Origin of the sequence: Kitasatospora sp. SolWspMP-SS2h (assembly GCF_003259315.1) — a bacterium.
Lineage (GTDB): Bacteria > Actinomycetota > Actinomycetes > Streptomycetales > Streptomycetaceae > Kitasatospora > Kitasatospora fiedleri.
Map to the genome: position 1 here is coordinate 22,575 of NZ_QLLT01000003.1, position 14,229 is coordinate 36,803.

Here is a 14,229-nt window from a genome sequence, read left to right on the forward strand (position 1 = left end):
TCAGTGGTCCCGGAGCTCCGGGTCGGCGCGCACGGCGTACGGGACGAAGGTGCTGGTGTGCTCGTCGGCGGCGAGGGTGCGGCCGATGGCGGGGGCGGAGCGCTGCGGGCAGGCGGGGCGGTCGCAGACCTTGCAGCCGAGGCCGATGGGGGTGGCGCCGGACTCGTCCGCGAGGTCGAGCCCGGCGGAGTAGACCAGGCGGTGGGCGTGCCGGACCTCGCAGCCCAGGCCGATGGCGAAGGTCTTGCCGGGGCGCCCCCAGCCGCCGGGTGAGCGGGTGACGGCGCGGGCGGTCCACAGGTAGCGGCGGCCGTCGGGCATCGCGGCGACCTGGACGTGCACCCGGCCGGGGGCGGCGAAGGCGTCGTAGACGTTCCACAGCGGGCAGGTGCCGCCGGTGCGGGAGAAGTGGAACGGCGTGGCGGACTGCCGTTTGGAGACGTTCCCGGCCCGGTCGACGCGGACGAAGGAGAACGGCACCCCGCGCAGGCCGGGGCGCTGGAGGGTGGACAGGCGGTGGCAGACCGTCTCGTAGCCGACGCCGAAGTGGTCGGCGAGGTGCTCGATGTCGTAGCGGGAGCGTTCGGCCTCGGCGTGGAACGCCCGGTAGGGCAGCACGAGGGCGGCGGCGAAGTGGTTGGCGAGGCCGATCCGGGTGAGCGCGAAGGCGGTGGAGCCCTCGGGGCTGTCCTGGGCGGCGAGTTCGGACAGCAGCGCGTCGTGTTCCAGGTAGGCGAGCTGGGTGGCCATCCGGAACGCCTGCTGGCCGGGGCGCAGCCGGTCGGCCAGGTGCAGGGTGCGGGTCCGCCCGTCGTAGTGGTGCAGCTGCTCGCCGCCGGTGGCGATCCGGACCAGGTGCCCGTCGGCGAGCCGGGCGGCCAGGGCCTCCCGGACCCGGCCGGGCCGCACGCCGATCCGCTCGGCCGACCGCTCGGCCGCGGTGTCGAGGGCGTGCAGGTAGTTCTGCCGGCGGTAGAAGAACTCGCGGACCTGTTCGTGCGGGGTGCGGGCGTCGGGCGGGGCGCCCCGGTCGCCGGCCAGGACGGCGAGCTGCTCGGCGGTGTCCCGGCGGCCCCGGGCCAGGTCGGTGAGCAGCCGGGCCACGGCGGGCAGGCGGGTGGCGAGCTCGTCGAGTTCGCCGGGGGTGATCCGGCGGGCCGCGACCTCCTCGCCGAGGGCGTCGCGCAGTTCGGCGGTGAGCCGGGCCCGGTCGGGCGGGGCGAAGTAGCCGGCCTCGACGCCGAACGCCTCGGTGAGGCGCAGCAGGACGGGGACGGTGAGCGGGCGGGCGTCGTGCTCCAGCTGGTTGAGGTAGCTGGGCGAGAGTTCGAGGAGTCGGGCGAGGGCGGCCTGGCTGAGGCCGCGCTCCTCGCGCAGCCTGCGCAGCCGGGCGCCGGCGAACGCCTTTCCCATGGGTCACTCCCCCGTCCCGGCCGGGCCGTGCACCGGCCGCTCGTCGGCCGCCCGTCGGCCGCCCGTCGGCTTCTCGTCGGCCGCTTGTCGGCCACTCGTCGGCTTTTCGGTGCGGGAGCCTAGCCGGGAAGGCCGTCCGGCGGTCTTCGCAGGCTTCGCCGATCCGCCCGGAAGGCTTCGCAGAACGTGGCTCCGGTCCACCGGTGACGGCGGCGGAGCGCGGTGGAAGAGTCGGTGCCGCGGCCGGAAGGCGCAGTGAGCAGTCGCGAACCACCAGGTCGGTCACCGTGGTTCGGGCTGTCCGGGCCACCACGTCCCGCGGCACCGCGCCGCGGCCCGGCGTCGGCCGGCCGCCCGCCCACCTCGCGGTGAGAGGTGTCTCACATCCTTCGCAACCCATCTCTGGAGCCGGATCACCATGACCCAGTCGGTTCGACAGCAGCAGGAGCACCAGGCGGCCGCGCTCGAAGCCCGGTGGGCGTCCGATCCCCGCTGGGCGGGCATCGAGCGCACGTACACCGCCGAGGACGTGGTGCGCCTGTCGGGTTCGGTGCGCGAGGAGCACACCCTGGCCCGGCGGGGGGCCGAGCGGCTGTGGCGGCAGCTGCACGAGCGCGACTACGTGCACGCGCTGGGCGCGCTGACGGGCGGTCAGGCCGTGCAGATGGTCAAGGGCGGGCTGGAGGCGGTCTACCTGTCGGGCTGGCAGGTCGCGGCGGACGCCAACCAGGCCGGGCAGACCTACCCCGACCAGAGCCTGTACCCGGCGAACTCGGTGCCGCAGGTGGTGCGCCGGATCAACAACGCGCTGCTGCGCGCCGACCAGATCGACACCGCCGAGGGCAACGACGGCCCGGACTGGCTGGTGCCGATCGTCGCGGACGCCGAGGCGGGCTTCGGCGGCCCGCTGAACGCCTTCGAGCTGACCAGGGGCATGATCGCGGCCGGTGCCGCGGGCGTCCACTACGAGGACCAGTTGGCGTCCGAGAAGAAGTGCGGCCACCTGGGCGGCAAGGTCCTCGTGCCGACCGCCCAGCACGTGCGCACCCTGAACGCGGCCCGGCTGGCCGCCGACGTCGCCGACGTGCCGACCCTGGTCGTGGCCCGCACCGACGCGCTGGCCGCCAACCTGCTGACCAGCGACGTGGACGAGCGCGACGCGCGGTTCTGCACCGGCGAGCGCACCGCCGAGGGCTTCTACCGGGTCGAGCCCGGCATGGCCCCGGTCATCTCGCGCGGCCTGGCGTTCGCCCCGTACGCGGACCTGCTCTGGGTGGAGACCGGCACCCCGGACCTCGCCCAGGCCCGGGAGTTCGCGGAGGCGGTCAAGGCGCAGTACCCGGACAAGATGCTGGCCTACAACTGCTCGCCGTCCTTCAACTGGAAGGCCGCGCTGGACGACGACCGGATCGCCACGTTCCAGCGAGAGCTGGGCGCGATGGGCTACCGCTTCCAGTTCATCACGCTGGCGGGCTTCCACGCCCTCAACCACTCGATGTTCCAGCTCGCCAAGGGCTATGCCGAGCACGGCATGACCGCCTACGTCGAGCTCCAGGAGGCCGAGTTCGCCGCCGCCCCGGACGGCTACACCGCCGTGAAGCACCAGCGCGAGGTCGGCACCGGCTACTTCGACCTGGTCTCCACCGCGCTCAACCCGAACGCCGAGACGCTGGCGCTGACCGGCTCCACCGAGGCCGAGCAGTTCCACTGAGCCGCCCCGCGGCGGCCGCCCCGGCCCGGTCCGGGGGGCTCCACGGCCGCCGCCCGCCCCGCCCGGGGCCTCGTTGAGGGACGAGGCCCCGGGCCCCATCCCCTCCCCGCTTCCCGCCTCCCGCCTCCCGCCTCCTGGAGTACCGGATGAGTCCGACCAGCCGCACCGAGACCCCCTCCGGGGCCACCGTCGAGATCCTCGGCGAGCACGAGGACCGCTTCGAGGAGGTCCTCACCCCCGCCGCCCTGGCCTTCGTGGCCCGCCTGCACGAGGTCTTCGCCGCGCGCCGCACCGAACTGCTCGCCGAACGGGCCCGCCGGGCCGCCGAGTTGGCGAACGGCGGCACGCTGGACTTCCGCCCGGAGACGGCCGCCGTCCGGGCCGACGACAGCTGGCGGGTGGCCGGCGCCGGGCCCGGCCTGACCGACCGCCGGGTGGAGATCACCGGCCCGCCCGAGCGCCGGATGGCCGTCAACGCGCTCAACTCCGGCGCGCAGGTGTGGCTGGCGGACCTCGAGGACGCCACCTCCCCCACCTGGCACCACCTGATCACCGGCCAGCTCAACCTGATCGACGCCGTCGAGCGCCGGATCGACGACACCACCCCGGCGGGCAAGCGCTACCGGATCGGCGACGACCCCGCCACCATCGTGGTCCGCCCGCGCGGCTGGCACCTGGACGAGCACCACCTGCTGATCGACGGCCGTCCCGCCGTCGGCGCGCTGGTCGACTTCGGCCTCCACCTGTTCCACTGCGGGCAGCGGCAGATCGACCGCGGCCACGGCCCGTACTTCTACCTCCCCAAGCTGGAGAACCACCTGGAGGCCCGGCTCTGGAACGAGGTCTTCACCCACGCCCAGGCCGCCCTCGGCATCCCGCACGGCACGATCCGCGCCACCGTGCTGATCGAGACCATCACCGCCGCCTTCGAAATGGACGAGATCCTCTACGAACTGCGGGACCACGCCGGGTTGAACGCCGGCCGGTGGGACTACCTGTTCTCGCTGATCAAGAACTTCGCCCAGGCCGGGCCGCGGTTCGTGCTGCCCGACCGGGCCACCCTGACCATGACCCAGCCCTTCCTGCGCGCCTACACCGACCTGCTGGTGCGCACCTGCCACCGGCGCGGCGCGCACGCGATCGGCGGGATGGCGGCGGCGCTCCCGCAGCGCGACCCGGCGGCCGACGAGGCCGCGCTGACCCGGGTCCGGATCGACAAGGAGCGGGAGGCCGGGGACGGCTTCGACGGCTCCTGGGTCGCCCACCCCGCCCTGGTCGACACCTGCCGCACCGCCTTCGACACCGTCCTCGGCGCCCGCCCGCACCAGCTCGACCGCACCCGCGAGGACGTCCACGTCACCGCCGCCGACCTGCTCGCCGTCCACCGGCTGACCGCCGGCCTGCCGACCGAGCAGGGCCTGCGCGCCAACGTCGCCGTCGCGCTGCGCTACCTGACGGCCTGGCTGGGCGGCACCGGCGCGGTCGCGGTGTTCGGGCTGATGGAGGACGTCGCCACCGCCGAGATCGCCCGCTGCCAGCTCTGGCAGTGGCAGCACCACCGCACCCGGCTCACCGGCGGCTCGCTCGCCACCCCGGACACCGTCCGGCGGCTGATCGACCTCGAACGGGCCGCGCTGCTCGCCGAGGGCGCCGACCCGGCCCGGCTCGACGACGCGGTGCGGGTCCTGGAGGAGACCGCGCTGGGCACCGAGCTGCCCGCCTTCCTCACCACCGCCGCCTACGCCCGCCACCTGGTGCGCACCGCCGCCCCGGCGGCCTGAACCCGAAGGGCCCTCCGCATGAACGACATCCGCCGGGTCGCCGTCGTCGGCGCCGGACAGATGGGCTCCGGCATCGCCGAGGTCTTCGCCCGCGCCGGACTCGACACCGTCGTCTGCGAGAACGGACCACGGGCGCTGCGGGCCGCCCGCCGCCGCATCGACCGCTCGCTGCACCGGGCCGTCGAACGCGGCCGGATCGGCGAGGAGCAGCGCACCGACGCCTGGGCGCACCTGCTGTTCGCCGACGGCCTCGACGCCCTGGCCGACCGCCAGCTCGTCGTCGAGGCCGTGGTCGAGGACGAGCGGGCCAAGACCGGGGTGCTCCGCGCCCTGGACGAGGTGCTGGCCGCCGAGGACGCGGTGCTGGCCACCAACACCTCGGCCCTCCCGGTCACCCGGCTCGGCATCGCCACCGGACGTGCCCCGTACGTCCTGGGCCTGCACTTCTTCAACCCGGCGCCGGTGATGCCGCTGGTCGAGCTGGTCCCCTCGCTGCACACCGCGCCGGCCGTCCTGGACCGGGTGGAGACCTTCGCCCGGGACGTGCTGGGCAAGCACGTCGTCCGCTCCCGCGACCGGGCCGGGTTCGTCGTCAACGCCCTGCTGGTCCCCTACCTGCTCGCGGCGATCCGGATGGCCGAGGCCGGCCACGCCGGCGCCGCGGACATCGACACCGCCATGGTGCACGGCTGCGCCCACCCGATGGGCCCGCTCGCCCTGGCCGACCTGATCGGCCTGGACACCGTCGAGGCCATCGCCCGCGCCCTGTACGAGGAGTACAAGGAGCCGCTGTACGCCCCGCCCCCGCTGCTGTCCCGGATGGTCGAGGCCGGGCTGCTCGGCCGCAAGAGCGGCCGGGGGTTCCACCCGCACCCGGAGGTGTGAGCGGGCGCGGCCCCGCAGGTCACGTGGCCTGCCGCGGTTCGGGCTTCAGCTGCTCCGCGCGGCGGTCGAGGGCGCCCGGCGGCCGGTCGCGGGGCCGCTCGGTCCGGCGTCCTCCTGCGGGGTCAGCCCGACGGCCTCCGCGCCGTCGGCCGTCATCGTGCGGGGCGGCGGGTTCCGGCTCACCGGGCCGGGCCCCCTTCGACGGCGGCGCCCGGGCCCGCCGGGGCGAGCGGAGCCGGGGCTTCGCGCGCGACCGGGGCCTCGAAGGCGACCGGGGCTTCGAAGGCGGCCCGGCGGGCGGCGCGGCGGAAGACGGCGAGGACGGCGGGGCCGACGACCAGGACGGCCAGGCCGGTGGTGACGGCGCGGCCGGTGTCCCAGCCGAGCGAGGTGGCCAGGTCGAACAGCAGGTAGCGGTGCCACTGCTCGGTGAACGGCAGGCCGGGCAGGTAGGCGATCGAGCTGTGCGGGTCCAGCGAGAACGGCCAGAACGACAGGTTCAGCAGGAAGCCGAACAGGTAGCCGGAGAGCGCCCCGTACCCGGCGAGCAGCAGGACCTCGGCCCGGCCGCGCAGCCGGGGCAGCAGACCGGCGAGCAGGCCGACGAACGCGCAGCCGAACATCTGGTAGGGCATCCACGGGCCGACGCCGCCGGTCAGCAGCGCGGACGCGAACAGCGAGGTGCAGCCCAGGGTGAAGCCGAAGCCGGGGCCGAAGACCCGCCCGGCGAGGACGAGCAGGAAGAAGACAGTCTCCACGCCCGCGGTGCCGGCCCCCAACGGGCGCAGGCCCGCGTTGACGGCGGACAGCACGCCGAGCATGGCCAGCGCCTTGGCGTCGATGCCGCCGGAGGCGATCTCGGAGACCACCACGGCCAGGACCAGCACCAGCAGCGCGCCGAAGATCAGCGGCGGCGCGTACGCGGACCCGAACCGGCCCGGCGCCACGACGAACGGCCAGGTGAAGGCCACCAGGCCGACGAAGGAGGCCAGCGCGACGACGAGGCGGGCCCGGCCGGGCACCCGGACGGCGACCCGGGCGGCGCTCACCGGGCGGCCCGGGCGGCGTCGAGGGCCGAGCCGACCTGGCGGACGGTCAGGTAGGGCAGCGGGGCGAGGACCTTGGCGGTCTGCGGGGCGAAGGTGGGCGAGGCGGTGATCACCTCGGCGGTGGGGCCGTCGGCCACCACCTCCCCCTCGGCCATCACCATCACCCGGTCGGCCGCCGCGGCGACGAACTCGACGTCGTGGGTGGACACCACGACGGCGTGCCCCTCGGCCGCGAGCCGGTCGACCACGCCGATCAGGGCCTCCTTCGCCCGGTAGTCCAGGCCGCGGGTGGGCTCGTCGAGCAGCACGACCCGTGGGGCGGCGGCGAGTTGGACCGCCAGCACGAGGGAGAGTTTCTGCCCCTCGGAGAGGTCGCGGGGGTGGAGGCCGTCGGGGATGCCGGGGGCGAGGCGGTCCAGGACCGCCCGGGTCTCCGGCCCGGGGGCGGCGGCGTCCCGGTCGCTCTGGGCGAGTTCGGCCCCCACGGTGTCCAGGTAGAGCAGGTCGGTCGGGGTCTGCGGGACGAGTCCGACCAGCCGCCGGGCCTCGGCGGCGGAGACCCGCTTGGGGTCGACGGGCTTCCCGCCGGACGCGCCGGTCGTGCCGACGGTGCCGCCCTGGCGCGGCCCCGAGCCCTGGAGGGCCCACAGCAGCGAGGACTTGCCGGAGCCGTTGCGTCCCATCAGCGCGGTGACCTCGCCCGCCCGCAGGTAGAGGCTCACCTCGCGGACGGCGAGCACCGGGCCGTGGCGCACGACGATCCGCTCGGCGGTGAGCACCGTCCCGCCCACGGCTCCGGTGCGGCGCGGCGGCGGGACGGGGTGCGCGGCCAGTTCCCCGCGCAGCGGGGCGGCGGCCCGGCGGGCGTCGCGCACCGACAGCGGCAGCGGCTCCCAGCCCGCCAGCCGGCCCAGGTCGACGACCGGCGGGGCGATCGCGGTGTCCCGGAAGACCTCGGCCGGGAGCCCGTCGCGGACGGTGCCGTCGCCGGGCAGGTACACCACCCGGTCCGCGTACTGGACCACCCGTTCCAGCCGGTGCTCGGCCAGCAGCACGGTGACGCCCAGGTCGTGCACCAGCCGGGTGACGGCGGCCAGCACCTCCTCTGCGGCGGTCGGGTCGAGCGCGGAGGTCGGCTCGTCCAGCACCAGGACGCGCGGGTGCGCGGTGAGCACCGAGCCGATCGCCACCCGCTGCTGCTGGCCGCCGGAGAGCTCGTGCAGCGCCCGGTAGCGCAGCTCGGCCAGGCCGAGCAGGTCGAGCGTCTCCTCGACCCGCTTGCGCATCACCTCCGGCGGGACGGCCAACTGCTCCATCGCGTAGGCGAGTTCCTCCTCCACCGTGTCGGTGGTGAACCCGGCCGGCGGGTCCTGCCCCACCACGCCGACCACGTCGGCGAGTTCGCGCGGCGGGTGGTGCGCGGTGTCCCGGCCGTCGACCGTCACCCGGCCGTGCAGGGTGCCGCCGGTGAAGTGCGGCACCAGGCCGTTCACCGCCCCCAGCAGCGTGGACTTGCCCGCGCCGGTCCGACCCACCACCAGGCACAACTCGCCCTCCGGGATCGTCAGTCCGACGTCCCGCAGGACCGGCTCGGACGCGCCGTCGTACACCACGGAGACCCGGTCGAAGCTGATCACTTGGCCACCTCGGGGTGCGTGCGGTCGATGTCGGTGGAGGGACCGGCGCCGCGCGGCCCGAGCAGGGCGGCGGGAGCCGGACGCCGGCCGGGCGGCGGGGCGAGCACCCCGGCCGCGGCGGCGATCAGCAGGGCCAGCACGGGAACGGCCGGCAGGGTGGGCCAACTCAGCGGGTAGAGCGACGGGTTGAGGTCGGTGGCGTCGTAGCCGACCGTGACGCACAGCAGGACGGCGGCGGCCACCCCGCACCCGGCCACACCCCACTCGGCGGCCCGCCACGGGTCCGGCCGGTAGGTGGTGCGCCGCACCCGGCGACCGCCCAGCGCCAGGCCGGCCAGGCAGAGCGCCGACCCGGCCGCCAGCGCGGGCAGGCCCAGCCAGGCCGGGGCCGTCCCGTCCAGCAGCCCGTACATGCCGGTGCACAGGCCGCACATGCCGAGCAGCATCAGCGCCCCGGTCAGCCTGCGCGAGGCCCGGGTGGCGGTGCCGGAACGGCCGTAGCCGCGCGAGTCCATGGCGGCGGCCAGCCGCAGCGAACGCTCCAGCGCGTCCTCCAGCACCGGGACGACGATGCCGCGCAGCGCGCGGACCCCCTTGCCGCGCCCGGCCCGCAGCCGCCGGGCCCGCGCGACGCGCTGCACGCTCTGCACCAGCTGCGGCGCGACGCTGAGCGCCACGGTGACGGCGACGCCCAGCTCGTACAGCGCGCCCGGCAGGACCCGCAGGGCGCGCTTGGGGTTGGCCAGGGTGTTGGCCGCGCCGATGCAGCACAGCAGGCAGGCCAGCCGCAGCCCGTCGGTGGCGGCGGACAGGGTCGCCTCCAGCGAGACCGGGCCGCCGATCTGGATGCCCGCGTACCAGGCGGGGGTGGGGAGGTGCGGCAGGGTGAGGATCAGGTGGTCGTCCGGGGTGATGCCGGTGGCGAAGACGCAGCGGAAGGCGACCCGGATCGCCACCACGGTCAGCGCCAGCCACAGGTAGTACGTGAAGCCGCGCGCCCACGGTGCCTCCGTCCGGCGGGCGGTGACGACGTAGCCGAGCACGGCCAGCACCAGGAACAGCAGCAGCGGGTTGGTGGTGCGGCTGGCGGCGGTGGCCATGGCGAGCGCCCAGATCCACCACGCGACCGGGTGCAGGTCGCGCGGGACCCGGCGGAAGGCCGGGGCGGGAGCGGGAGCGGAACCGGCCGGGGCGGGACCTGGAACGGCCGGGGCGGGAGCGGCCGAAGCGCGAGCGGTCGGGGCCGGTTTCTTCGGCACCGGGTCACTCGGCCCGTCGGCGGCGGCGCAGCGCGGTGACGGCCGCGGCGGTGCCGAGGGCGGCCACGAGTCCGATCCCGACGACGGCCGGGACGATCGATCCCGCCGACCGGCGGGCGGCGGTCGCCGGGGCGGCGTCCACCGCCACGGGCTGCCCGCTCGCCGCCGACGGGGCGGCGGACGGCGGGGCCGCGGCGGTGGACGGTGCCCCGGCCGCGCCGTCGGTGGCGGGGGCCGAGGGGGCGCCCTGGCTCTCCTGGGCCGCCGGCGGCGCGGTGCCGGTCCCGTCGGCCGGCGACGGGGAGGCCGCCGCCGCGCCGCCGGTACTCCCGGCCGACCCACCGCCGGCCGGTCCACCGCCGGTGGTCCCCCGGCCTGCGCTGCCCCCTGCGGTGCCGCCGCTGCCGGTGCCGCCGGACGTCCCGCCGCCCGAGGTGCCGCCGCCGTTCGCGAGCGGGGTCGGCTTGGGCGCGGTGGTCTGGGTGGTGCCGCCGGGGGTGGTGTTGTGGGCCCGGACGGTGTCGGGCGAGAAGGTCGGGCGGCCCTCGGTGCCCTCGATGTCGGTCCCGCCGAAGATCCACAGGTCGACGCTGCCCGGTGCCGGGTGGTAGCTCATCGCGCCCAACTGACTGTAGGACCAGGTGTTCTGTCCCGGGTCCGCGTGCCAGTACGACCAGTACGCGGTGGCGGGCGGCGTGAGGACGCACTTCTCCTGGGCCGGGGTCGGGTACTGGGTGCCGCCCTGGTGGCCGCTGTAGCCGATCCGGCAGATGAAGGCGGGGCCGTCGTGCTGGGTGCCGGTGGTCTTCCAGCCGCCCTGGTTGAGCAGCTGGTAGCCGGTGGTCGGCGTGGTGCCGCAGGAGCGCAGCAGCGGACCGCCCCAGTGGCTGAAGTCGACCGCCAGCACCACGCCCGAGGTGGTGGTGCACTGCTCGATCGGCAGCGCCGTGGCGGCGGCCGGGGTGGCCCCCGGGCCCAGGCCGACCAGGACGAGGGCGAGGGCGGCGCAGCCGGACGCGGCGCGCGCGGCGAGCCGGCGGATCACCGGTGCCTGCCCGCGCCCGGGGCGTTGCGCCGGCGGGTGGCGACCAGGACGGCACCGCCCGCGGCGGCGAACAGCAGGCCGGGGACGACCAGTTCCAGGACGTCGGTACCGGTGAACGCCAGCCCGTCCGGGCCGGTGCCGTCGGTACCGGCACCGCCCGCCGGTGCCCCGGGGCCCCCCGGAAGACCGCCCGCTCCCGCGCCGGTGCCGGCGCCGGTACCGGTGCTCGGCGAGGGCGCCGGGGCCGACCCGGACGGGCCGTCGGACGACGGGGAGGCCGGGGACGAGGGGGACGGCGAGGCGGAGTCCGACCCGGACGACGACGGCGACGGCGACACCGACTGCGACACCGACGGCGACGGCGACGGCGAGGCGGACTGCGACACCGACGGCGACGGCGAGCCGGTCGGCGCGGTGCCGCCGAGGTCGCGGTGGAGCGTCCCGAAGGAGAGGCCGGTCGCGCCGCCGATCGCTTGGGTGGAGGCGCGGACGTCGGAGCCCTGCTGCCCGGTGGAGGCGACGTTGAAGCCGCCGTCGGCGTTCTGCTCGGCCGCGAGGAACTCGACGGCCTTGGCGATCCGTTCCGCGTGGGCGGACCGGCGGAGCGTCAGTCCCTGGACGGCGAGCGCGGCGGAGTTGGTGGAGTCGCCGGCCGCTCCGGGGAAGCCGCCGTCCGGGAGCTGCTGGGCGGCCAGCCAGGCGAGGCCCTTGTCGACGGCCCGGGCCGCCTCGTCGCCGGGGACGAGCGCGAGCGCCATGACGGCCATCGCGGTGCTGTCCACGTCGGAGTCGCCGGAGGCGGGGATCAGGCTGGGCCAGGAGCCGTTGGCGGCCTGGAGGCCCTTCAGGTAGGCGAGGGGCGCGGCGGCGTGCTCGGCGTCGCCGGCCCGCAGCTGGGCCATGACGCCGAGCGACTGGGAGAAGACCGAGGTGGCCCAGAGGTAGTTGCCCTGCGCGGCGCAGCCGTTGTCGGCGTCGGCGTGGTCGCAGACGGCCTGGTCGAGGGCGGCGATCAGGTCGTGGCCGCCGAAGGCGTGCGGGTCGCGGCCGACGATCTCGGCGAGCAGCGCCTCCTTGCCGACGGAGCCGCCGCCCACGTACTCGGTGCCGACGGCCGTCCAGTCGTTGACGGTGCGTCCGCTGCCGTCGGTGCCCTGCCGGTCGAGGAAGTCGACGATGCGGCGCAGCGCCGCGTCGTCGGTGCCGGTGGCGGCGAGCGCGTAGGCGGCGTCGATGGTGAGGCCGAAGTCGGCGAACCCGGAGTCGGGGAAGGCCTCGTAGTAGTGCCCGTCCAGCAGGCGGGCCGGGTCGGTGAGGTAGGCGCCGCCCTTGGCGAGGTCGGGCGTCCGGCCGGGCTGGGGGGTGCCCGGCGCGGTCGGGCCGAGGTCGTGGGTGACCGTCAGCGGGTCGGTGCCGGTCAGGGCGAGGATGGCCTGTTCGGTGGCGGCCGGGTCGGAGTCGGGGGTCCACGCGTCGGTGGCGAAGCCGCCGTCCGGGTTCTGCCGGGCGGCGAGCCAGGTGGCGGCCTGCCCGGTGGGGCGGCCGGCGGCCCTGAGTCCCTGGGCGGCCCCGGCGGTGCTGGAGGTGTCGCCGCCGGAGGCGCCGGCGTAGGGGAGGTAGGAGCCGTCGGGCTGCTGGCTCGCGGCGAGTTGGGCGGTCGCCCGTTCCACCGCCGGTTCGTGTCCGCCCGCCGCGTGCAGGGCCAGGACGGCGAGGGCGGTGGTGGACGGGTCGGACTCGCAGTACTCCCCGGCGCCGATCATGGCACCGGAGATCCCGCCGTCGGCGCACTGGAGGACGGTGAACCGGTCGAGCGCGGCGGGCGGCACGGTGGCGTTGGCCCGCAGCAGGGCCAGGACGGCGAGGCTCTGGGTCCAGGGCGAGGCCGCGCCGCGGAAGTCGCCGGCGGCGGTGCACTGCCCGTTCTCGCCGGCGGCGGTGCAGACGTGGTCGGTGAGGGCGGCGATCAGGTCGTGGCCGCCGAACGCGCGCGGGTCGCCGCCGGTGCTCTCGGCGACGAGGGCGAGCAGGGCCGCCGCCCGGGTGTCGGGCGCGCCGTTCGGGCCGTCGGGCAGGAGGAAGTCGTCGGTGTGGGCCTGGAGGAAGGCCACCACCTTGCGCAGGGCCGGGTCCTGGGTGCCGGCGGCGGCGAGGGCGACGGCGGTGAGGGCCGTGCGCGGGTAGTCGGGGCCCTCGAAGGCCCAGTTGCCCAGGTAGCTGCCGTCGACGAGCTGCCCGGCGAGCCAGGCGGCCGCGGCGGCGGGGTCGCCCGTCGCGGGCGGCGGGCCGGTCGGGCTCGGCGAGGACGCACCGGACGGCGAGGCGGACGCGGAGGCCGACGCGGACGGCGAGGCGGAGGCCGACTCGGACGCGGCGGGCGAGGGACTGGCGCTGTTCTTGGCGCGCACCGAGTCCGGGGTGAAGGCGGGGCCGCCGCTGGTGCCGCCGATGTCGGTGCCGCCGTAGACCCACGCCTCGACCTCGCCGGGCTTGGGCTTCTGTCCGTCCGCGCCGAACTGGCTGTAGGACCAGGTGTCCTGGCCGGGGGCGGCGATCCAGTACGACCAGTAGGCGGTGGCCTGCGGGGTGTTGACGCAGGGTTCCTCGGCCGGGGTCGGGTACTGGGCGCCGTTGCCGAAGGTGCTGCTGCCCAAGCGGCAGATGAAGGCGGGGCCGTCGTGCTGGGTGCCGGTGGTGGTGAACCCGGCGTTGTGCAGCAGGTTCATGCCGGTGGTGGGGTGGGCGTCGCAGCCTCGTACGACGCCGCCGCCCCAGTGGCCGAAGTCGACGGCGACGATCGCGCCGGTGGTGGCGGTGCAGTCCTCGATCGGGTCCGCCGCGGCCCGGCCGGGGTGGCCGAGGACGAGCGTGGCGCCGGCGGTGACCGCGAGGGCGGCGGCGAGGGCCGGCGGCGTCAGCCGTCGGTCTCCTCGTCCGTGGCGCGCGAGCGTGTTGGTGACCCTCACCGGCGGTTCTCCCCGTGGTAGGCCGAGGCGGGGTCGACGGTGCGGCGGGCGGCCCCGGACGAGGAGGTCGGCCTGGCACCGCGTCGTAGTCCGCGACGACGCATCTGCTGCTGACGAACCCCTCGGCGCAGGCATTCCGGCTCATCCGGCCCCGGAGGGCGGATCTACGGTTGCGGGTCAGCGCCGGATTCGGACCGGCTTCCCCTGACTGCCGAGGGTGAAAAACCCGTTCATCAGACCATGGTGCGCGACGGGGAGTCAACGGGGAGTCATGTCGCCTGCGCCACCTCCCCGCTCCGCTCCCCGTGCGGTAGCGTCCCGGGTGGCCGCGTGGGGGAACCCGGTGCGAATCCGGGGCTGACGCGCAGCGGTGTGGGGCTCTCCGGCGCCCCGAGCCCGAATGCCCGCCGGCCGCGCACCACGAGCGAAAGCCAGCCCACGCGATCCGGGCGGCGGCCGCCCGCCAGCACGCGGCCCGCCAGC

Annotated in this window: 10 protein-coding genes and 2 riboswitches; of the genes, 3 read left to right on the top strand and 7 right to left on the bottom strand. The window is 76.2% G+C overall.

The features are described from left to right. Nucleotides 1-1,413, bottom strand: a complete 1,413-nt coding sequence (locus K353_RS04240; RefSeq protein WP_111552212.1) for a short-chain fatty acyl-CoA regulator family protein — start codon at nucleotides 1,411-1,413, stop codon at nucleotides 1-3. 418 nt (nucleotides 1,414-1,831) lie between these two features. On the opposite strand from K353_RS04240, the gene aceA reads away from it, so the two are divergent. From aceA to K353_RS04255, 3 genes are all read left to right on the top strand, one after another. Further along, nucleotides 1,832-3,124, top strand: coding sequence for an isocitrate lyase (gene aceA, locus K353_RS04245; RefSeq protein WP_111552213.1), 1,293 nt, complete (start codon nucleotides 1,832-1,834; stop codon nucleotides 3,122-3,124). Nucleotides 3,125-3,270: 146 nt separating this feature from the next. Then, nucleotides 3,271-4,905 (top strand): malate synthase A, encoded by a 1,635-nt coding sequence (gene aceB, locus K353_RS04250; protein ID WP_111552214.1) that lies wholly within the window; start codon nucleotides 3,271-3,273, stop codon nucleotides 4,903-4,905. 18 nt (nucleotides 4,906-4,923) lie between these two features. Then, a complete protein-coding gene (locus tag K353_RS04255; RefSeq protein ID WP_111552215.1) occupies nucleotides 4,924-5,790 on the top strand; it encodes a 3-hydroxybutyryl-CoA dehydrogenase in 867 nt (288 codons plus the stop codon). A gap of 45 nt (nucleotides 5,791-5,835) precedes the next feature. On the opposite strand, the gene K353_RS34215 is transcribed toward K353_RS04255, so the two are convergent. Genes K353_RS34215 through K353_RS36765 form a run of 6 tightly spaced genes read right to left on the bottom strand, consistent with a single transcriptional unit; the run spans nucleotide 5,836 to nucleotide 13,746 of the window. Next, on the bottom strand, nucleotides 5,836-5,973 hold the full coding sequence (locus K353_RS34215) for a hypothetical protein (protein WP_158585331.1): 138 nt from the start codon (nucleotides 5,971-5,973) through the stop codon (nucleotides 5,836-5,838). Next, nucleotides 5,970-6,839, bottom strand: coding sequence for an ECF transporter S component (locus K353_RS04260; RefSeq protein ID WP_111552216.1), 870 nt, complete (start codon nucleotides 6,837-6,839; stop codon nucleotides 5,970-5,972). The genes K353_RS34215 and K353_RS04260 overlap by 4 nt, the downstream gene beginning before the upstream one ends. Next, nucleotides 6,836-8,476 (bottom strand): ABC transporter ATP-binding protein, encoded by a 1,641-nt coding sequence (locus K353_RS04265; protein WP_111552217.1) that lies wholly within the window; start codon nucleotides 8,474-8,476, stop codon nucleotides 6,836-6,838. Before K353_RS04265 ends, K353_RS04260 begins: the two co-directional genes overlap by 4 nt. Then, nucleotides 8,473-9,735 carry a CbiQ family ECF transporter T component gene (locus K353_RS04270; RefSeq protein ID WP_111552218.1) on the bottom strand — a complete coding sequence of 421 codons (1,263 nt, stop codon included), beginning with the start codon at nucleotides 9,733-9,735 and terminating at the stop codon, nucleotides 8,473-8,475. Before K353_RS04270 ends, K353_RS04265 begins: the two co-directional genes overlap by 4 nt. Nucleotides 9,736-9,739: 4 nt before the next feature. Next, nucleotides 9,740-10,780: a hypothetical protein gene (locus tag K353_RS04275; protein ID WP_111552219.1), complete on the bottom strand. Its 1,041-nt coding sequence runs from the start codon at nucleotides 10,778-10,780 to the stop codon at nucleotides 9,740-9,742. After that, the gene (locus tag K353_RS36765; RefSeq protein WP_111552220.1) at nucleotides 10,777-13,746 is read right to left on the bottom strand and encodes a prenyltransferase/squalene oxidase repeat-containing protein; all 2,970 of its coding nucleotides are present in this window, start codon (nucleotides 13,744-13,746) and stop codon (nucleotides 10,777-10,779) included. The genes K353_RS04275 and K353_RS36765 overlap by 4 nt, the downstream gene beginning before the upstream one ends. A gap of 107 nt (nucleotides 13,747-13,853) precedes the next feature. After that, nucleotides 13,854-13,991, bottom strand: a riboswitch (cobalamin riboswitch). A gap of 88 nt (nucleotides 13,992-14,079) precedes the next feature. After that, nucleotides 14,080-14,152, top strand: a riboswitch (cobalamin riboswitch). Nucleotides 14,153-14,229 lie beyond the last annotated feature (77 nt).

What these genes read in the sequence shown, in the direction of transcription:
- K353_RS04240 (WP_111552212.1), bottom strand. Translation starts at nt 1,413, where the DNA reads ATGGGAAAGGCGTTCGCCGGCGCCCGGCTGCGCAGGCTGCGCGAGGAG.
- aceA (WP_111552213.1), top strand. Translation starts at nt 1,832, where the DNA reads ATGACCCAGTCGGTTCGACAGCAGCAGGAGCACCAGGCGGCCGCGCTC.
- aceB (WP_111552214.1), top strand. Translation starts at nt 3,271, where the DNA reads ATGAGTCCGACCAGCCGCACCGAGACCCCCTCCGGGGCCACCGTCGAG.
- K353_RS04255 (WP_111552215.1), top strand. Translation starts at nt 4,924, where the DNA reads ATGAACGACATCCGCCGGGTCGCCGTCGTCGGCGCCGGACAGATGGGC.